This window comes from Leifsonia sp. Leaf336, from assembly GCF_001423695.1.
GTDB lineage: Bacteria > Actinomycetota > Actinomycetes > Actinomycetales > Microbacteriaceae > Leifsonia.
Genome location: NZ_LMOZ01000002.1, coordinates 56,750 through 74,941, shown reverse-complemented (window position 1 = coordinate 74,941; position 18,192 = coordinate 56,750). Strand labels below are relative to the sequence as shown.

At 68.9% G+C, this 18,192-nt stretch carries 20 protein-coding genes; 5 read left to right on the top strand and 15 right to left on the bottom strand.

Features of this window, described 5'->3' with window-relative positions; genetic code table 11:
- Window positions 1–21: 21 nt before the first annotated feature.
- From ASF88_RS09300 to ASF88_RS09290, 3 genes are read right to left on the bottom strand one after another with little or no spacing between them, the layout of a single operon-like run.
- A complete protein-coding gene (locus ASF88_RS09300; RefSeq protein ID WP_055917136.1) occupies window positions 22–927 on the bottom strand; it encodes a universal stress protein in 906 nt (301 codons plus the stop codon).
- The gene (locus ASF88_RS09295; protein WP_055917133.1) at window positions 924–2,420 is read right to left on the bottom strand and encodes an amino acid permease; all 1,497 of its coding nucleotides are present in this window, start codon (window positions 2,418–2,420) and stop codon (window positions 924–926) included. The genes ASF88_RS09300 and ASF88_RS09295 overlap by 4 nt, the downstream gene beginning before the upstream one ends.
- Window positions 2,421–2,479: 59 nt before the next feature.
- A complete protein-coding gene (locus ASF88_RS09290) occupies window positions 2,480–4,063 on the bottom strand; it encodes an aminotransferase class I/II-fold pyridoxal phosphate-dependent enzyme (RefSeq protein ID WP_082518875.1) in 1,584 nt (527 codons plus the stop codon).
- Window positions 4,064–4,184: 121 nt separating this feature from the next.
- On the opposite strand from ASF88_RS09290, the gene ASF88_RS09285 reads away from it, so the two are divergent.
- Complete coding sequence (locus ASF88_RS09285; RefSeq protein WP_055917130.1) at window positions 4,185–5,126, top strand: LysR family transcriptional regulator; 942 nt, start codon at window positions 4,185–4,187, stop codon at window positions 5,124–5,126.
- Window positions 5,127–5,145: 19 nt separating this feature from the next.
- Here ASF88_RS09285 and ASF88_RS09280 read toward each other — a convergent pair whose 3' ends face one another.
- The 8 genes from ASF88_RS09280 to ASF88_RS09245 form a co-directional block, all read right to left on the bottom strand.
- A complete protein-coding gene (locus ASF88_RS09280) occupies window positions 5,146–6,036 on the bottom strand; it encodes a TolB family protein (protein ID WP_055917127.1) in 891 nt (296 codons plus the stop codon).
- Window positions 6,033–6,809, bottom strand: a complete 777-nt coding sequence (locus tag ASF88_RS09275; protein ID WP_055917120.1) for a sugar phosphate isomerase/epimerase family protein — start codon at window positions 6,807–6,809, stop codon at window positions 6,033–6,035. Before ASF88_RS09275 ends, ASF88_RS09280 begins: the two co-directional genes overlap by 4 nt.
- Window positions 6,810–6,882: 73 nt before the next feature.
- Window positions 6,883–7,272: a VOC family protein gene (locus ASF88_RS09270; RefSeq protein WP_055917117.1), complete on the bottom strand. Its 390-nt coding sequence runs from the start codon at window positions 7,270–7,272 to the stop codon at window positions 6,883–6,885.
- An 11-nt stretch (window positions 7,273–7,283) separates the two neighbouring features.
- On the bottom strand, window positions 7,284–7,787 hold the full coding sequence (locus tag ASF88_RS09265; RefSeq protein WP_055917114.1) for an SRPBCC family protein: 504 nt from the start codon (window positions 7,785–7,787) through the stop codon (window positions 7,284–7,286).
- Window positions 7,784–8,119: an ArsR/SmtB family transcription factor gene (locus ASF88_RS09260; protein ID WP_055917111.1), complete on the bottom strand. Its 336-nt coding sequence runs from the start codon at window positions 8,117–8,119 to the stop codon at window positions 7,784–7,786. The genes ASF88_RS09265 and ASF88_RS09260 overlap by 4 nt, the downstream gene beginning before the upstream one ends.
- Before the next feature lie 85 nt (window positions 8,120–8,204).
- The gene (locus ASF88_RS09255; protein ID WP_235493376.1) at window positions 8,205–9,089 is read right to left on the bottom strand and encodes an alpha/beta hydrolase fold domain-containing protein; all 885 of its coding nucleotides are present in this window, start codon (window positions 9,087–9,089) and stop codon (window positions 8,205–8,207) included.
- Between the two features lie 23 nt (window positions 9,090–9,112).
- Window positions 9,113–9,886 carry a DUF4386 domain-containing protein gene (locus ASF88_RS09250; RefSeq protein WP_082518874.1) on the bottom strand — a complete coding sequence of 258 codons (774 nt, stop codon included), beginning with the start codon at window positions 9,884–9,886 and terminating at the stop codon, window positions 9,113–9,115.
- Window positions 9,887–9,896: 10 nt separating this feature from the next.
- A complete protein-coding gene (locus tag ASF88_RS09245; RefSeq protein WP_055917105.1) occupies window positions 9,897–10,862 on the bottom strand; it encodes an NAD(P)-dependent alcohol dehydrogenase in 966 nt (321 codons plus the stop codon).
- A gap of 142 nt (window positions 10,863–11,004) precedes the next feature.
- Between ASF88_RS09245 and ASF88_RS09240 the strand changes: the two genes are divergently transcribed.
- Window positions 11,005–11,691, top strand: a complete 687-nt coding sequence (locus tag ASF88_RS09240) for a TetR/AcrR family transcriptional regulator C-terminal domain-containing protein (RefSeq protein WP_055917102.1) — start codon at window positions 11,005–11,007, stop codon at window positions 11,689–11,691.
- A 45-nt stretch (window positions 11,692–11,736) separates the two neighbouring features.
- Here ASF88_RS09240 and ASF88_RS09235 read toward each other — a convergent pair whose 3' ends face one another.
- Window positions 11,737–12,030 (bottom strand): putative quinol monooxygenase, encoded by a 294-nt coding sequence (locus tag ASF88_RS09235; RefSeq protein ID WP_055917099.1) that lies wholly within the window; start codon window positions 12,028–12,030, stop codon window positions 11,737–11,739.
- A 10-nt stretch (window positions 12,031–12,040) separates the two neighbouring features.
- Window positions 12,041–13,360 carry a fibronectin type III domain-containing protein gene (locus ASF88_RS09230; RefSeq protein ID WP_055917096.1) on the bottom strand — a complete coding sequence of 440 codons (1,320 nt, stop codon included), beginning with the start codon at window positions 13,358–13,360 and terminating at the stop codon, window positions 12,041–12,043.
- Window positions 13,361–13,608: 248 nt separating this feature from the next.
- Here ASF88_RS09230 and ASF88_RS09225 point away from each other — a divergent pair, with 248 nt between their 5' ends.
- Entirely contained in the window at window positions 13,609–14,865 is a 1,257-nt protein-coding gene (locus ASF88_RS09225; RefSeq protein WP_055917093.1) for a phosphatidylserine decarboxylase family protein, read from the top strand.
- 61 nt (window positions 14,866–14,926) lie between these two features.
- On the opposite strand, the gene ASF88_RS09220 is transcribed toward ASF88_RS09225, so the two are convergent.
- Both ASF88_RS09220 and glsA read right to left on the bottom strand, forming a co-directional pair.
- Window positions 14,927–15,118 (bottom strand): hypothetical protein, encoded by a 192-nt coding sequence (locus ASF88_RS09220; protein WP_055917090.1) that lies wholly within the window; start codon window positions 15,116–15,118, stop codon window positions 14,927–14,929.
- Between the two features lie 62 nt (window positions 15,119–15,180).
- A complete protein-coding gene (gene glsA, locus ASF88_RS09215; RefSeq protein WP_235493375.1) occupies window positions 15,181–16,245 on the bottom strand; it encodes a glutaminase A in 1,065 nt (354 codons plus the stop codon).
- Window positions 16,246–16,283: 38 nt separating this feature from the next.
- On the opposite strand from glsA, the gene ASF88_RS09210 reads away from it, so the two are divergent.
- Window positions 16,284–16,472, top strand: a complete 189-nt coding sequence (locus ASF88_RS09210) for a hypothetical protein (RefSeq protein WP_055917087.1) — start codon at window positions 16,284–16,286, stop codon at window positions 16,470–16,472.
- Between the two features lie 85 nt (window positions 16,473–16,557).
- Complete coding sequence (gene cls, locus ASF88_RS09205) at window positions 16,558–18,030, top strand: cardiolipin synthase (RefSeq protein ID WP_055917084.1); 1,473 nt, start codon at window positions 16,558–16,560, stop codon at window positions 18,028–18,030.
- Window positions 18,031–18,192 lie beyond the last annotated feature (162 nt).

The window sequence follows — 18,192 nt, the reverse complement described above, 5'->3', positions numbered from 1 at the left end:
GATGGATGGTGCCGCGTGGGCTCAGTCCCGTTCGCGGCCGACGAGTCCGTGCGGGACGACGACGACCGGCACGGGCGAGTGGCGGAGGATCTTGGCCGCGTGGGAGCCGAGGAAGACGCGGGCGATCGGGCCGAGCGTGCTCGAACCGACGACCAGCACCTCGCCGGGCTCCCAGCCGATGTCGGCCAGGGCCGACTCCCAGGTCTCGCCCCTGCCCACGGCGACCTCGGAGACCTCCGGAGCGTCCTCCAGCTCGGCCACCTGGCGGACGAGCGAGGCCGCGTGCTTCTCGACGTCGGCCGCCCAGGTGTCGGCGATGGCCGCTTCGGCGTCGAGCCCGGCGCCCGACGTGCCGGAGTCGCGGGGAACGACGGCGAAGGAGGCGACCCGCAGGTCCGCGTCGACCGACGCGGCCAGTCCTGCCGCGCCGAACACGAGATCGGCGGACGCGCCGGTGCCCCGGTAGGCGGCGGTCACCCGGCTGACGCGCGTGTCGGCCTCGGCGCGGTAGCCGCGGGGCGCGATCGCCACCGGGACCGGCGACGCATGCAGCAGGGTGTCGCTCGCCGACCCGAGCGCGATCCTCCCCTGCTGGCCGTCCCCGGCCGACCCGACGACGATCAGCGACGCCTCGCGCTGCTCGGCGAGCTCCACGAGGCCGCGGCGGGCCGACGGCGCCTCGTGCAGGAGGAACTCGGCCGAGACCGAGCCGCCGAGCACGGCCGCGGCGTGATCGAGGGCACTGTCCGCGTTCTCGCGGGTGTAGCCGCGCCATTCCGCGTCCGCGCCTCCCGCCGTCGTCGGCCAGGCGGGAGGGACGATCGCGGCGACGAGGAGGTCGGTGCCGGTCGATCGTGCGAACATCGCAGCCAGGTGAAGCGCGGAGGCGGAGCGGTGTGCGGGATCGACCCCGACGACGATGCTCATTTGCGGTTCGCCTTCCTGCGCTCGGCGGCCTCGCGGATCTCGCTCTTGCTCGGCTGGGCGAAGTTGCTCGTGTACGGGATCTCCGGGTCGGCGGCCGCGGCTCCGGTCTGCAGCGTGGAGTGCTTACGGCCGTAGAACCAGTAGAAGACGAGGAAGGCCGCGGTCCAGATCAGGAACACGATGATTGTGATCAGCCGCAGCTGCGTGATGATCGCGATGCAGCCCGCGATCGACAGGATCGGGATCGTCCAGCCCAGCGGGAGGCGGAAGCCGCGCTCCAGCTCCGGCTCCCGCACGCGCAGGATGATGACGCCGAGCGACACCACCAGGAAGGCGACGAGGGTGCCGATGCTCGTCATCTCGGCGAGGAAGTCGATCGGGACGACCGCGGCGAGGATGCTCGTGGCGATCATGACGATGACGGTGTTGCGCACCGGCGTCATCGACCGCGGGTTGACCTTCGCGAAGACCGGAGGGATCATCCCGTCGCGCGACATGGCGAACAGGATGCGCGTCTGGCCGTAGAGCACGACGAGGGTCACCGAGAAGATCGAGATGATCGCGCCGATCGCGACGATGGTCCCCGGCCAGCTGGAGCCGATGATGTTCTGCAGGATCGCGGCGAGGCCGGCGTCCTGGTTCGCGAACTTGTCCGGAGCCTGAGCGCCGAGAGCGGCGATGCACGTGGCGACGTACAGCAGGACGATGATCACCAGCGCGAAGATGATCGCCAGCGGCAGGTTCCGCTTCGGGTTCTTGGCCTCCTCACCGGCGGTCGACACCGCGTCGAGACCGACGAACGAGAAGAAGATGATCCCGGCGCCTCCGACGATGCCCGCGAATCCGGCCGGCGCGAAGTTGTGGAAGTGGTCGGCGTTCCACCCCGTGAACGCGACGGCGCAGAAGAACAGGACGACGGCGATCTTGATGACCACCATGATGCTGTTGACCGTCGTGGACTCGCGCGCCCCGCGGAGGAGCAGCAGCGAGCACAGCACGATGACGATCACCGCGGGGATGTTGACGATGCCGCCCTGCTCGGGCGCCTGGGAGAGCTGCACGGGGAGCTGCCAGCCGAAGAGGTTCTGCAGCAGCTGGTTGACGTACTGGGACCACCCGACGGCGACAGCGGCGGTGGAGACGCCGTACTCCAGCAGCAGACAGGCCCCGACCGCCATCGCCGTGCCTTCGCCGAGCGTCGCGTACGCGTACGAATAGGTCGACCCGGAGGCCGGAACGGCGCCCGCCATCTCTGCGTAGCAGAGCGCGGTGAGCCCGGCGACGACGCCGCCGATGACGAACGACCAAATCACCGCGGGTCCGGCGACGGGAACCGCCTGGGACAGGATGAAGAAGATTCCGGTGCCGAGCGTCCCGCCGACGCCGATCATGGTCAGGGAGAAGAGGCCGATGCTGCGTTTGAGGTGCGCCTCTCCGGCGCCCGGAGGCGTCGTGGGCTTTCTGCGCAGCAGCTGCTGAGCGATTGTGGGCATGTACCAGTCTCCTTTGATTGGTGGGGGTTATGCGAAATCCGTCGTGGTTCTCGTGCGGTTCAGTTGCGGCTGGTCACCCGGAACCGCTCGACCTTCGGGTCGACGGCGCCGCGCACGTACCCGGACGGGGAGCCGGCGACCGCCTGGAGGAAGGCCACCGTCTGCGCCGTGATCTCCTCGCCCGGGATGAGGTTCGGGATACCGGGCGGATACGCGGCGAGGGTGTCGGCCGAGACGCGCCCGACGGCCTCCGCCGCGGGGACGAGCTCGGTGTCGGCGAAGAACGCGTCGCGTGGCAGCGTGCGCAGCGGGCCGGACTCGGGCAGCGCGGGGAACTCGTCCGCGCCGCCGCTCGATCGCTCGGCGCGGGCCTCCGCCGAGTCGGCCGCGGCGGCGAGCGCGCGATGCGCCCTGTCGAGATCCGGCGTCTTGCCTGCGCCGATGAGCGCGACCAGGGTGGTCGCGGTCGACATCTCGAAGAAGATCCCGTCGGCGTCGATGAGGCGCTGACGCAGCCAGTGCCCGCTGACCCCCGTGCCCGACACGTCGATCGCCACGCGTAGCGGGTCGACGGCGACGATGTCGTCGAACGCCCCGAAGCCGTCGCTGAGCACGCCGAAGCGCGGGTCGTCCCGCAGCGCTTCGCGGAACGCGTCGGCGATCGCGATCGACCGGCCGATCAGCTCCGCCCCGGTGGCGAGCGAATGCCGCGCGATGTCGAGCGAGGCCTGCAGCAGCGCCGACGTGGAGGTCGACGCCGTGATCGAGACGGCCCGCTCGACGAGCGGTTCGAGAGCATCGGCGAACGGACCGTGGCCGAGGTGGAGCATGGCGGACTGGGTGAGGGAGCCGCCCAGCTTGTGGGTGCTCGAGACCACGAGATCAGCGCCGAGGCGGGCGGGCGACTCCGGGAGGTCCGGGTGGAAGCCGAAGTGCGGCCCCCAGGCGCCGTCGACGATGAGCGGAGCGCCGTGCGCGTGCGCGACCCGGGCGAGGCCCGCGACGTCGGAGACCGAGCCGAAGTAGCTGGGCGAGACGAGGTAGACGGAGTCCGCCGGGCGGCCGGCGCGCTCCGCGGCGGTCAGCGCCTGATCGAGGGAGGCGGGAGAGACGCCGTGCGCGACGCCGTTCGCGCTGTCGAGGGAGGGCAGCACGAACGAGGGTGCCAGGCCCGCCGAGAGCACGCCGTCGCTGAAGCTCGAGTGGGCGCTCCGCTGCGAAAGGATGTTCTCGCCGAGCCCCCGCACGGCCAGTGCGGCGATCCGGTTGGCCTGCGACGCGCCTCCCGTCAGGAACCAGGTGCGACGCGCGCCCCACGCGTCCGCTGCGAGGTCGAGCGAGCGGCTCAGCGGCGAATCCTGGCCCAGGTCGATGTCGTCGAGCAGCATCGGGACATCCAGTTCGAGCGCCCGCGACCCGAGGAAGTCGGCGAGCCGCGCAGAGAGCCCGAGCTCGTCGCCGCCGTGCCCCGGAACCATCAGCGGGAGGGGACCGCGCGCCGCGTGGCGTTCCAGCGCGTCCGCGTACGGCGTCTCCCAATGGCGGAGGTCAGGGCCGTGGCGAAGGTCGGGGCCGTGGCGGAGGTCGGCGGCGGGCGACAGCGGACGCGACCGGTCGATAGCGGAGGGGCGGGTGGGGGCCATGCCTCCATCGTGGGGGTGGCGTCCCGCCGCCAGAATCCCCCGAAGTTCGCTCAGCCCACATAGACTGTATGTCACTCGTTACCCGATCGGGTGACCCACCCGCATCCAGACAGGGGATCCGATGGCGGATCTGCGACAGTTCGAGGCGCTCAGAGCGGTGCACGCCGAGGGCTCGGTCACGGCGGCCGCACGGCGCCTGGGGTGGGGCCAGCCGACCGTCGACTACCACCTCAAGAACCTCGAACGGCTGGTGGGCTCCCCCGTGCTCGTGCGCTCACCGCGAGGCAGCAGGCTGACGCCCGTCGGGATGCTCCTCCTGGAGCGGGCGCAGGAGATCCTCACGCTCAGCGAGCGCGCGATCGGCGACGCGCGCGAGTTCAGCCAGCTGGGGCGGGTGCGGCTGCGGTTCGGGACCTTCGCGACGGCCGCCGCCAGCATCCTGCCCTTCGTCGCGGCCCGCGTCGGCGACCTCGGGATCGAGATCGACACGACCTTCGAGGAGGTCCCCGCGCTCGTCGACGGGATCAACCGCGGCGCGTTCGACGCCGCCCTCGTCTACACCGTGCCCGGGTACGAGCTGCCGTTCCGCCCGAACGTGGAGACCATGGAGGTGTACCGCGATCCCCTGATGCTGGCGCTGCCCGTCGGCCACCCGCTGGCGTCGCGCACGTCGATCGATCTCGCGGCCGTGCTCTCGCTCCGCGACGAGCGCTGGGTCTTCGCGACCTCGGCGGACGACGCGATGGACCGCATCGTCGCCGACGCGTTCGCGGCCTACGGGCACGTCCTCGACGTCGCGATCCGGACCGACGACTTCCAGGTCCTCCTCGGAATGACCGCCGCACGGATGGTGGTCGGCATCATCCCGAGCCTCGCCACGACCGCCGCGCACCCGGGCATCGTCCTGCGGCCGATCCAGGACCCGTCGTTCGTGCGCTCGATCCTCGTGGCGACGGCCGCGGAGGACGGGAGCCGCCGCCCGTCCTCCGCGGTGCGCCACCTCGTCGCCGCCGTCCGGGACGGCTTCGCCGCGCGGGCCGGAGGCGCCGCGGCGGAGCGCTGAAAGCTCAAGCGCTGAAGGCTCAGTCGACCACCGGGTAGTCCACGAAGGCGAAGGCCGAGCCGTCCGGCGACCAGCTCGGGACGTTGATGGTGCCCTGGCCGCCGAACAGCTCCACGATCGTCTCCGGTGCCGCCCAGTCGTCGTCCGTCACCAGCCGCAGCTCGACCGGGAGGTCCGCCGGGTGGCCGGTGGTCCGCGTCGGATAGCTGAGATAGACCGTGAGCTCGCCGGTCGGCGCCGGGTGCGGGAACCAGTTGACCCGCTCGTCGAAGGTGAGCTGCTCGAGCCCGGACCCGTCCTCCCCGATGCGGGCGAGCTGCGCGTGCCCGGGCGAGAACTGCTCGGTGTTGAAGAGGATCCAGCGGCCGTCCGGCGTCCACTCGGAGCCGTCGGCCGGCCCGGGATGCGTCGTCACGGCGCGATCGTCCGTCCCATCGACGGCGATGGTGCGGATGGTGGCCGAGGCCCACCAGTTCTCCCCCTCGGGCCTCAGCTGCACGTAGGCGAGCCGCGCGCCGTCCGGGCGGACGCCGTGCAGGAAGTGCATGGCGCCGTCGTCGGGCGTGATCCGCTCGGCGGCGCCGCCCGCCAGCGGGACCCGCCAGATGTGCCAGTCGTTCGCAGAGGCGTAGACCTCGTCGCCGCCCGGCGAGAGCACGTGGTCGTTGTTCACGTCGGGCAGGCCCGCGGCCTCCACCACGGTCGGCGCTCCCGAGCCGTCGGCCGGGAGCGTCCAGAGCTGTCCGTCGCCGTTGACCAGCAGCCGGCCGTCGGGAGTCCAGTTCGGAGCCTCGTAGAGGCGATCGGTCGACTCGTGGACGGTACGCACGGAGCGTTCGTCGCGGCGCCAGACGCGGACGCGCGCCCGCTGGCCCGGCGCCAGCCTGCGGAAGGAGGGCTGTTCGGTCATCGGCGGGCCTCGCTCACGCCGTCGTTCTCCGCGGTCAGCTCGACCAGCCTCCGGTAGCTGCGGATGACCGCGTCGAGGGTCGGCCCGGCGTACATGTCGAGCCCGATCACACGCGGCACCGCGGCGGGAACGGCTCGGAGCAGCCCCGGCCAGTCGAGTTCGCCGTCGCCCACCGCGACCTGGTCTTCGTTCGTGCCGTCGAGCGGGCCGTCTTTGAGGTGGACGGCGAAGATCTTGCTCCCCAGGTCGCGGATCGTCGCGATCACGTCGACCCCGGCGATCGTCGCCCAGTACGGGTCGAACTCCACTCCCGCCCCTGGCCCCACGCGGTCCATGAGGTCGACGAGGGCAGGGAGGCCGTTCGAGCGCACCCGGAGGTCGTCGTCGTGATTGTGGAACGCGACCCGCATCCCGTACTCCGACGCGGCTGCCTCCGCCGCGGCGAGGTCATCCGCGATGCGGGCGACCCCGTCCGGTTCGTGCCAGCGCGTCGCTTCGAAGGAGGGATGCATGACGAGCGTGGCCTCGGCGGCCGCGGCAGCGTCCAGCGTGCGCCGGAGCTCGGCCCCGGTGAGATCGCCGTGAACGGTCGGGGTCCGGATCCCCGTGCGCGCCAGCGTCGGAGCGAGGAGAGGCAGGGTGTCAGCGATCGCGAAAGGCTCGACGGCCGTGAACCCGGTCTCAGCCAGCGTGTCGATGACGGCATCCCAGCCGAGCTGCTCGAGTTCTTCGCGGACGCTCCACAACTGCACGGAGATCGGGGCTGCGGACATGGGCGTTACCTCTTCCGTCGGGGACGACGCTGAGTGGTTCGGTGGAGGTTCCGATCGTATCGTCGCCGCTGGGTCAGAGCCCCGATGGGCGCATCGCGCTCAGGTCCTGCAGCTCCCACGTGTTCCCATCCGGGTCGCTGAAGAACGCGAAACGCACACCTCCCATGTCGCGGATCTCCCCCACCTCGGCGCCGCGAGCCAGGAGCTCGTCGCGCACGGCGTCGATGTCGTCGACAACCAGGTGCAGCCCCTTCACGACGCCCTCCTCGGGGCCACCGGTCCCCATTCCCGTGCCGAAGGCGATGGAGCAGGACGATCCGGGCGGCGTGAGCTGCACGATCCGCATCCCGTTGCCGGGCGCGACGTCATGGTCGAGCGCGAAGCCGATCGTGTCGGCGTAGAACGCCTTGGCGCGGTCCACGTCGGAGACGGGGATCGGTACGAGTTCCAGTCTCATGTCCATGCGCGACCTCCTCAGCCGGCGAGCGCGGTGAGGCGACGGAGGACGTCCGTCGTGAGCTTGTCGAGCGACTGGTGCATGCCCGCGTAGGCGAAGACGGACATCAGGCTCCGGCTCCAGCCCTTCTCGATGATCGTCAGCTCGGTCAGGCCCTTGAGGTCAGCGAACTCGACGGACGTGCGGATGCCCTGGGTGAAGCCCTCCGGGAGCCGGTCGGCCGGCAACGGCTCGCCGTCGGCGTCGGTGATGCTCTGCGTGAACTCGAGTCGCTCGAGCGGGACGATCTTCGTGTACACGCCACCGGTGAAGCTCTCGATGCCGCCCTGATAGTCGGGGGCCCGCATGCTGAAGACGTACGTGCCGCCCTCCCGCAGGTCGATCGACGCCGAGGGTGACGTGTAGTCCTCGGGGCCCCACCACTCGGTGACCAGCTCGGGGTCGGTCCACAGCCTCCACACCGTCTCGACCGGTGCGTTCAGGATGCGGTTCACCACGACCTCCGTCGCGTCGTCGCTCATTTCTTCTCCTCTGCTCTGGTCTTCTCGAGGTACGCGGCCATGCTGTCGAGGCGCGCGTTCCACAACCCCGCACGATCGGAGAGCCAGCTCCCGACCTCCCGGATCGCACCGGCGTCCAGTCGGTAGACGCGGTGCTGCGCCCGCTTCTCGACGGTGACGAGCCCCGCCTCCCGCAGCACTTTGAGGTGCTGCGAGATGGCGGAGGCGCTGCTCACGAACCCGGCGGAGATGTCGCCGGCCGCGAGCTCGCCGCGCCGTGCCAGGAGGTCGACGATCTCCGAACGCGTCGGGTCGGCCAGGGCGGCGAAGGCGGTCGTGGGGGCTGCGGTCATGCGACCATGTTACAGCGAATGCTTAATTAAGTAAATACCGAATTACATCTCCTGGCGACCGAATCGGCGGCTGTCGCCGAGTGCCTCAGACGCGAAGGGCGGCGACGATGCGGGCGCGTGCGGCGGCAGACGGGCGGGTGGGCAGGAGCGGGAAGGCGTGGACAGCGGCGTCGCGTTCCAGGAGTGTCACGTCGACGCGGGCGGCGCGCGCCTTCGATACCAGCAGATGGGCGTCGGGGTTCAGGATCTCGCGGGTGCCGGTGAGGAGCAGTATCGGTCCGAGGCCGTCGAAGTCGCCCAAGAGCGGGCTGATCTTCGGGTCGGTGATCGGGAGCTCGCCGGCCCAGCGCTTCGCGACGGCGCGGATGCCTTCGACACCGAGCCACGGGTCCTTCGGCAGCACGCGCCCGATGTCCGGGTTCGACAGGGTGAGATCGAGCGGTGGGGAGATCAGGACGGTGCGGATGTCCGCGTGTCCCCGGTCGCGCAGGGTGAGCGCCGCGGAGAGGGCGATCTGGCCGCCGGCGGAGTCACCGGCCAGGCGCACGTCGTCCGTCTCGGTCTTCACGTCTTCGAACAGGCTCACGATGAACTCGTTCGTCGAGGCAGCGTCACCGTACGGAAGCAACTCGTAGATCGGGACGGTCACCGTGGTGTTCGCTTCGGCGGCGATCTGCGCGATCAGGGCCCACTGATAGGGATTGATCTCGTGCACCCAGCCGCCACCGTGCACGTAGATGACCTGTCCGGAGGGCATCGATCGGGACGGGGTGACGGTGTAGACCGGCCGCCGGCCGTGGCGTCGCACCGAGACGGCGACGTCCGGGCGGAGCCTCTTCTGCGGAGAGTACGAACCCGGGCGGAGTTCCTGCTTCCGGACCTCCTGTGCTGCCCCTTCGGCGGTGAGGAAGGGCCGGTTCACGCGGATCGCACGGAGGAACGCGGGAATGACCGATTCGGGGAGATTCACGGACGAGGCTCTCGGGCCGACCCTCATGGTGCTGCGGACCGGCTGACCGCGTCGTAGTCGGCGGTCAGCGCCATTGGCCTGAAACCCTTGATGATCAACCAGATGCCGAGGGACAGTTCGAACACGGCGACGGGCAGTGCGGCGAGGACGGCGATCGGGGACACCGGGGAATAGGCGCCGAAGAAGATCGCGACATCGGAGGCGAGGAGCAGCGGGGCGCCGACGAAGGCGACGATCGGCCAGATGCGGGGCACGAGGGCGGACCGGTACAGCAGGTAGCCCAGGAGCAGGTCGCACGCGACGGGCATCAGGCTCTGGGAGAGCAGGAACGTCCAGGTGTAGTTCGCGAGCAGGCCGTGACCCATCGTGGCCAGCGCCGCTGGGCTCGTCCCGGCGGTGCCCGCGAGGTCGATTCGCAGCGTCATGATCGTGAGGAGGCTGACGACGCTGACGAAGATGAGGCAGGTCTCCAGGAGACGGGCGGCCACCAACCCCAGGGCCGCGGTCTGGCTGATCCGCTTGGTGAGCGGGTACAGCACGATGGCGGTGCTGATCCCGGCCAGACCGACGATGACTTCGGACAGAACCCCCCACTGAAGCGCCGATGTGCTTCCGGCTCCCAGGATGAAGGTGCCGACATCGGCTTTGATGGGCGCGTACAGCGCCAGCGTGGGGATGGAGACGAATGTCAGCACGTACAGGATGCCGACGGTCAGGGAGATCCGCCTCGTCGGGCGCATCCGGCGACGCGGTGGGGAGACTCTCACCGGAGGGGTGATGTCGATGTCGGCGGCCATGATGTGCTCCTCAGATGCTGATGGCGATCTTGCCGCGGGCAGCTCCGGACTGGAGGTGGCGCATGGCGTCCGGCAGCTGTTCGAGCGTGAAAGTGCGGTCGAGGACAGGCGTGACGGCGCCCGATTCGATGAACTCGGTGAGTTGCTCCAGATCGCGGGTGTTCAGGGTTGCGACGAACATGGCGAGTCGTTGACGGCTGAAGGGCGAGACGCCGATCGCGCGAAGCTGCCGGCTCATGCCGACCCAGTCGCCACCGTCCTCGCCGCCGACGATGACCAGCGTGCCGTGCGGTGTGAGCGCCCGGCGAAGCCGTCGCAGGGTGGCGTTGCCGCCGATGTCGAGGATCAGGTCGTACCGGTCCGGCATGGCGGAGAAGTCGGTCGCGGTGTAGTCGATGACGCGGTCGGCCCCGAGCGAGCGCACCAGTTCGAGCTTGGAGGTGCTGCACACGCCGGTGACGGAGGCGCCCAACGCCTTCGCCAGTTGCACAGCGAATGTTCCCACTCCGCCGGAGGCGCCGATGATCAGCACCTTCTGACCGGGAGCAACGCGCCCGACGTCGCGCAGACCCTGTAAAGCGGTAGAGGCCGACACCGGTACCGACGCAGCCTGCTCGAAAGAGACATTCATCGGCTTGCGTGCGAGCTTGTCCTCCCGTGCCACCGCGTATTCGGCGAACGACCCGGAGCCGACTCCGAACACGTCATCACCGACCTCGAAACCTGTGACGGCGGCGCCCGTGGCCACCACCGTTCCTGCGAGGTCCTGCCCGGCGGTCGGCGTCTTGGGGCCGCGGAACCCGAGGCCGAGCCGCATCACATACGGTTTGCCGCTCATCAGATGCCAGGTACCGCGGCTGAGACTGGCGGCGCGCACGCGAACGAGAATCTCGTCGTCAGCGGGCTTCGGCCGAGGAATCCGCTCCAAGTGGAGGGCATCGGCCGCCCCGTACTGCCGCTGCACGATCGCGCGCATGGTGTCTGCTCGCTCCGGAGTCTCCGAACCGCGCGCTACGTCGCCTTGCTGTTGTCTCGTCGCCATGACCGCACCTCCGTGCTGTCGTACTTTGTACGAGCGTATCGTACAATGTACGAAAGCGCGATAGAGTGAGGGCGAGATGTCAGAACCAGCCCGCGCCAGCGCAACCGCGCGCCTCCCGCTCAGCCGCGATCGAGTGCTGAGCGGGGCCTTCGCACTCGCCGGCGAATCAGGCATCGGAGCGCTGACCATCCGCTCGCTCGCGCAAGCACTCGGGGTCAAGCCGATGTCGCTGTATCACTATGTCGCCAACAAGGACGAGCTCCTCGACGGCATGGTCGACCTGGTTTTCAGTCAGATCGAGCTTCCATCGACGACGGGTCCCTGGCGTGAGGAGCTCCATGAGTGGGCGCATTCCGCACGGCGCGTGCTTGCCCGCAATTCGTGGGCGATAGCCCTGCTGGAGTCCCGAGCCACTCCGGGCCCGGCCACCCTTCGACACCACGACCGGATCGTCGGCGTTCTGCGCACGGCCGGCTTCCCGGTGGCCATGACCGCGCACGCCTATGCGCTGCTGGACAGCTACGTCTACGGATTCGCGCTCCAAGAGTCGGCCTTGCCGTTCAACCAGAGCACGGCCGCCCCCGCCGTCACGACCATCACCCGATCGTTCGGCGACGGCGACTACCCGTATCTCCGCGAGCTGGCCGCCGAGCACGTGCTGCAGCCGGGTTACGACTTCGGCGACGAATTCGAGTTCGGGCTCGCCATGATCCTCGACGGCCTCGCAGCCTCGATCCCCTCCCTCACAGCGGAAGGGCGATGACGGCCGAAGCGTTGGGTGCGGGCGAGCCGGGTGAGGGCATCGGAGTCAGAGTGAAACGACGTCCGTGAACCGTGTCAGCACCGCCGGCTCGGCCAAGTAGGCGCCGAGGCCCGAAGCGCCAGGCCCAGCCCGCCAGGCGCGGTAGGCGTCGTCATGCTGGAGCGACTCCCAGCGCTCGACCGCGATCACGTGGGCGGGGTCGGTGACGTCCGCGACGACCTGCACGCCGAGGCAGCCGTCGAACGCACGCGTGTCCGCGAGGATGTCGCGCAGCGCGCGCGGCCCGTCCTCGAGGTGGTCGGCCGCGAAGTGCAGGTCGAGGAGAGAGGTGACAGTCATGCGGGCGACGCTAGCACCCGGCCGATGATCCCCGCCGCGATCGCGCCCCCGGAGGCCTCACCCCAAGAAACCGTGCGACACCGAATACGACCGATCCGGCGATCAGCAGAAGCCCGGCCAGTCCGGCCGGCAGTGCCAGGTCCGAACCGGTCGCGGCCAACGACGTCGTCGCCGATGGAGCCGGCGGGTCCGCCGGTGTCGGTACGGGGTTCGCCGGCGTCGGTACCGGGGTGACGGCGTTGGATGTCGTGGACGCGGGGCCGGTCCCGACGGCGTTGGTCGCGGTCACCGTGAACGTGTACGCGTCTCCGTTGGTGAGGCCGGTCACGACGAGCGGAGAACCGGCGCCGGTCGCGGTCTGTCCGCCGTTGCCTGGCGTGGTCGTGTCGGTGGCAGTGACCGTGTATCCGGTGATCGCCGAGCCGCCATCACTGGCCGGAGGAGAGAACGCAACGGACGCCTGCCCGTTACCGGCGGTGGCCGAAACGCCCGTCGGTGCACCCGGGGGCGTAGCCGAGGTGATCACCGACACGGTGTTGCCGCCGTAGTCGGCCACGTACGCCGTGTCCGTGGTCGCGTTCTCCGCAACCCCGAACGGGACGCTGCCGACGGGCACGGTGGCGGTCACCGCATTGGTGGCCCCATCGACGATCGACACGGTGTTGTCGGACTGTGCGGCCACGTACACCGTGTTCGTCAGCTCGTTCACCGCGACCCCATACGGGCTGGTGCCGACGGTCACCGTGGCGGTCCTGACGTTGGTGGCCCCATCGATCACCGCCAGCGTGCCGGCTGCAAAGTTGGTCACGTACACGGTGTTCGTTGTCGCATTGACCGCCACCCCGTTCGAGAGGCCGTCGACCTGCACCGTGGCGGTGATCGTGTTGGTGGACCCGTCGATCACGAACAGTGAGGAGGTGCCAAGGGTCGATACGTAGACGGTGTTCGTGGTCGCATTCACCGCCACGTCGGAGGGGTTGCCGAAGAGGTTCACGGTCGCGGTCACCGTATTGGTGAGCCCATCGATCACCGACACCGTGTCGCTGCTCTGACTGGTCACGTACACGGTGTTCGTGGTCGCATTCACCGCCACCCCGTACGGGCCGGCGCCGACGGGCACCGTGGCGGTAACCGCGTGGGTGGCCCCATCGATCACCGACACCGTGTTGTCGCCGCTGTTGGTCACGTACACGGTGTTCGTGATCGGATTCACCGACACCGCTAGCGGGTTGCTGCCGACGGGCACGGTGGCGCTCACCACAGGGGCGGTGGCCGCCGAAGCCGGCATCGCCCCACCGAATACGACCAACGGCGCCGCCACGGCGAGCATGCCGACCAGCCGAGCCTGAATAGAACCACGGGTACGGTGCGGTGCGCTCAATACGTGACCTTCCTCAAACGATTTCATAACCCCAGTCGGCTGGGCCGCTGCCCTCTGCCCCCTAAACGAGCGCAGGCCGCCCGCTCTCCAAGACGCCACCACCGGCTAAGGAGGCGCCCGCAACGACCCGGCTTCCTGTGCGCTTCCGAAGGGTTCCGCACACGCCAGGGCGGTGTTCGGCGCGTACCGTCTGCCGCATGGTGACCACCGTGACGAACAACGACCTGAAACGACGCGGCGGCTGGCTTCCCGCCGGCCAGGACGAGCTGGAGGAGTGGCTGGAGGGACGACTCGACCGGCTGGGGGATCCGAACAAGCCGCTCCACCCCGTGATCCAGGACTTCAAGGAGCTCATCGAGACGGACGCGATCGTCCGGATGTACATGACGCGGATGATCGAGGAGGTGCCGAAGAGCCGCCAGTACAGCAAACGGCACATCGAGAGCGTGGACCAGTTGCTGCGTCTCATCGACGACGTCCTCACGACCGCGCCCGAGTTCAGCGAGGGCGGCATGGTCACCACCCCGTTGGCGGGGATCCTCGATTGGACGATGGCCACGACCTCCGGGATGGCCGCGTACCGGCACCCCGCGGTGAACGCCATGTTGAAGAAGGTCCTCGACGCCTGGCACGCCTACCTCGACAGCTCCGATTCGCTGTATGTGCTGAACGACTCCCCCCAGGGGTGGATGTCTGCTTCCGCGCAGAAAGCTGTCGGAATCGGGGACTTCCAGCACGACCTCGAGGACGAGCATTGGGGCTTCACTTCGTGGAACGACTTCTTCACCCGCCGCTTGACAGCCGACGCCCGCCCGGTCGCGGACCCCGACGACGACGCGGTCATCGTCAGCGCGTGCGAGTCCACCCCGTATCGCATCAGCCGGAATGTGCAGCGCCGCAGCGAGTTCTGGGTGAAGAGCCAGCCATACTCGCTGCAGGACATGCTCGCGAACGACGAAGCGGTCGACGAGTTCGTCCGCGGCACCGTTTACCAGGCCTTCCTCAGCGCTCTCAACTACCACCGCTGGCACAGCCCGGTGGCCGGCACGATCGTCCGTGCGTTCGTCCAGCCAGGCACCTACTTCTCCGAGGCGGACTCCGAGGGAGCGGAGGCGGTCGAGGCCCAGGTCTCCCAGGGGTACCTGGCCCACGTCGCCGCGCGCGCCATCATCCTCATCGAAGCCGACAACCCCGCCATCGGCCTCATGGCCGTCGTCCCGGTCGGGATGGTGGAGGTGTCCTCCTGCGTGATCGACGACGGCATCGTCCCCGGCGCGCACGTCGCGAAGGGGGACGAACTGGGGTACTTCCAGTTCGGCGGGTCGACCGAATGCCTGGTGTTCCGGCCGGGAGCCGTCGACCAGTTCTCGTTGGCCGCGCTCCCGCAGCCGACACCGGAGCAGTCGTCGGTCGTAAAGGTACGGTCGAGGCTCGCTGTCGCCCGTAGCAACTAGGCACGGAAGCATCCCGCGGAGCTCCCCGTCACCGGTCGAAGCGCCCGACAACGTGCAGCGATCAGGCGGCGAAGTGGTGGTTGATCACGTCCGCGGAATAGAGCGCGTCGGCGACGATGTAGCGAGGCATCCCCGCGAGCCGCACTGGCAGATCGCGGTCTCCCGGCGAGGCGGATGCGACGAGTTCAGACGGCCCCGAGCCTGGTGGCATGTGGGTCGTGCTCGAGAGCACCACGTAGACGAGGAAGATCACGAACCGTCTCCGCGGCTCCGGTCGCTCGTCGCCAGCCGGTATCTCAGGCTGCGATGAACGGTTCAGAACACACCCGGGGTCGACGCGAAGATGTCGAGCCCGAGCGAATGGGAGAGGAATCGCGCGGCGCGCTGCCCGCGGACGCTGTTGCCTGCGGGGTCGAGCCGCGGGGAGAAGGTTCCGAGTCCGCCCTTGCCTGGTGCGACCGTGACGATTCCGCCCGAGACGCCGCTCTTGGCTGGAATGCCCACCTCGAACAGCCAGTCACCGGAGAACTCGTACAGTCCGCTCGTGGCCATCACGGCGAGCGTGTCACGGCAGACGGAGGCGTCGATCACCTTCTCGCGGGTGATCGGGTTGACACCTCCATCAGCCAGAGTCGCCGCCATGACGGCAAGATCCTCCGCGGTCACCAGGAGCGAGCACTGTCTCGTGTAGACGTCGGTCGCCTGAATCGGGTCGAATTGCATCCGTCCATAACTTTGGAGGAGCCGGGCAATCGCCATATTGCGCTGGTTGGTGGCCGACTCCGATGCATAGACCTCGTCGTCGATCTCGAGCTGTCGCCCGGCGAAGCGTGAGAGCCCGCGATGTACGAAGTCCCACTTCTCTGCCGCCGTCGAGCCGGGCGCGAGGCTCGTCGTCGTGATCGCGCCGGCATTCACGAGCGGATTTCGTGGGTCACCGTCGCTCAACTCGAGGGCCATGACCGAGTTGAACGGGAGGCCCGTATTGTTCACGCCGACCCGGCGCGACACCTCGGAGTGGCCCAGTTCGTGGCAGACCAGCGCGAACACGAACACCTTCGAGATCGATTGGATCGAGAAGGCGTGGGCGGAGTCGCCCACACTGGTCGTCAGCCCGCCGACACTGCACACGCTGATGCCGAAGAGGGCCGGGTCCGCTTCGCCGAGCGAGGGGATGTAGTCGGCGACCTTCCCGTCATCCAGGCCGCGGTAACGTTCGTGGGCGGCTTCGATGAGCTCGTGGACTCGCTCGACAGCAGGAAGGGTGCCGGTGGAGACCACGTTTTCCGGCACGAGCACCTTGTCGGAATGGACGGCGTCGGTCGAGAAATCGGGCAGCGGAGTCTGTCGTTCGAAGTAGGCCATCTGGTCCTCCGTCATGATCGCCTCAGGGCGCCCGGGGCTGCCCCCGCAGGCTCATGATAGCTCGCGCGATTCGCAGTGCGGAGGGACTCGAATTCGACCTCGGGCTCCTCGCAGAGCCCGGTGCACGTCGTGGCGGCGTCCCGCTCGATCGCGCGGCCGACATCGAGTCGGCGGTCGACCGCTACGTTGCCATGACCCGCACGACCGGCGAACTCGTCATCCTCGACCCGTCCGATTACTGACTTCCCGCCCCGCTCCCCCCGCTGCGATACTTCGGAGGACCATCCGTCCGGCCACTGTGCCGACGCGGATCAGAAAGGCGGCCGCATGAACGGTGATCAGCTCTCGTTGCTCGGCGGCATCCTTATCCTCGCCGACCTCGCCATCCGCATCGCAGCTCTCATCATCGTGCCGCGCGACCGCAAGCCGACGGCCGCCATGGCGTGGCTGTTGGCGATCTTCCTCATCCCGTTCGTCGGCATCCTGCTGTTCCTGCTCATCGGCAATCCGCGCCTGCCGAAGAAGCGACGGGAGAAGCAGGACGAGCTGAACCGGATCATCACGGACCGCGCACAGGGCATCGAGCTCGTCGATGGGCCCGGGGCGTGGCCAGACTGGTTCGCGTCGCTCGTTCGGCAGAACCACGAGCTCGGCGCCCTTCCCGCGGTGGGCGGCAACGCGGCCACGCTGATCGGCGACTACCGCTCGTCGATCGACGCGATGACCGCCGACATCGAGAGCGCGAGCCGGTTCGTGCACGTCGAGTTCTTCATCGTGTCGTGGGATGCGACCACCAAGCCGTTCTTCGCCGCGATGGAACGAGCGGTGCAGCGTGGCGTGACGGTGCGCCTCCTCGCCGACTACGTCGCCTCCCGCCGGGCGGTCGACAGTGACAAGACGTTCGCCGAACTCGACCGCATCGGCGTGAAGTGGAGCTGGATGCTGCCGGTGCGCCCGTTCTCCGGCGAATACCAGCGGCCGGACCTGCGCAATCACCGCAAGCTGGTGGTCGTCGACGGCCTCGTCGCCCATATGGGGTCGCAGAACCTCATCGACCGCAGTTATAACACTCCCAAGAACCTGAAGCGCGGCCTCCAGTGGCAGGAGCTGATGACGCGGATCACCGGCCCGATCGTCGCCGAGACCAACGCCGTGTTCCTCTCGGACTGGTACCTCGAGACCGGCGAAATGCTCGGTTCGGATGCACAAGTCAGGGCGGTGGATGCGCCCGCCGACCGTTCCCCTGACGCGCTCGTCTGCCAGGTGGTCCCGAGCGGCCCGGGATACGGCGAGGAGAACAACCTGCGCCAGTTCCTGACGCTTGTCACTTCGGCGCAGCGGAAGGTCATCATCACGAGCCCGTACTTCGTACCGGACGAGGCCATGATGTACGCGATCACGACGGCCTGCCAGCGGGGACTGGAGGTGCAGCTCTTCGTCTCCGAGGTCGGCGACCAGGGCGCTGTCTGGCACGCGCAACGCTCGTACTACGAGCCGCTCCTGAGCGCGGGCGTGCAGATCTGGCTGTACCCGGCGCCGTACATCCTGCACTCGAAGCACCTCTCGATCGACGACGACGTCGCGGTGATCGGGTCGAGCAACATGGACATCCGCTCGTTCGCGCTCAACTCGGAAGTGACTCTGCTCGTGCACGGCCGGTCGTTCGTCGATCAGATGCGCGCGGTCGAGCAGGGCTATCGCGACGCCGGAAGGCAGCTGACACTCGAGGAGTGGAAGCGGGAGCCGAAGTCGGCCACCTTCCTGGATGGCGTCGCCCGGCTCACCTCCGCACTGCAGTAAGGGAAGCGCTCCGGCCGAACGCGCCTGCGTTCCCGCTGCCACGTCGTCAGCCGCGCGGGTCGAGGCGGTCGCCGCCATCAATGTAGACGCTGACTGGCTCATCCTGCGTCCACGCTGGCCTCGGTCCGTTGTGCGCAAAAGTCCGATCCCTCAGCACTCCTG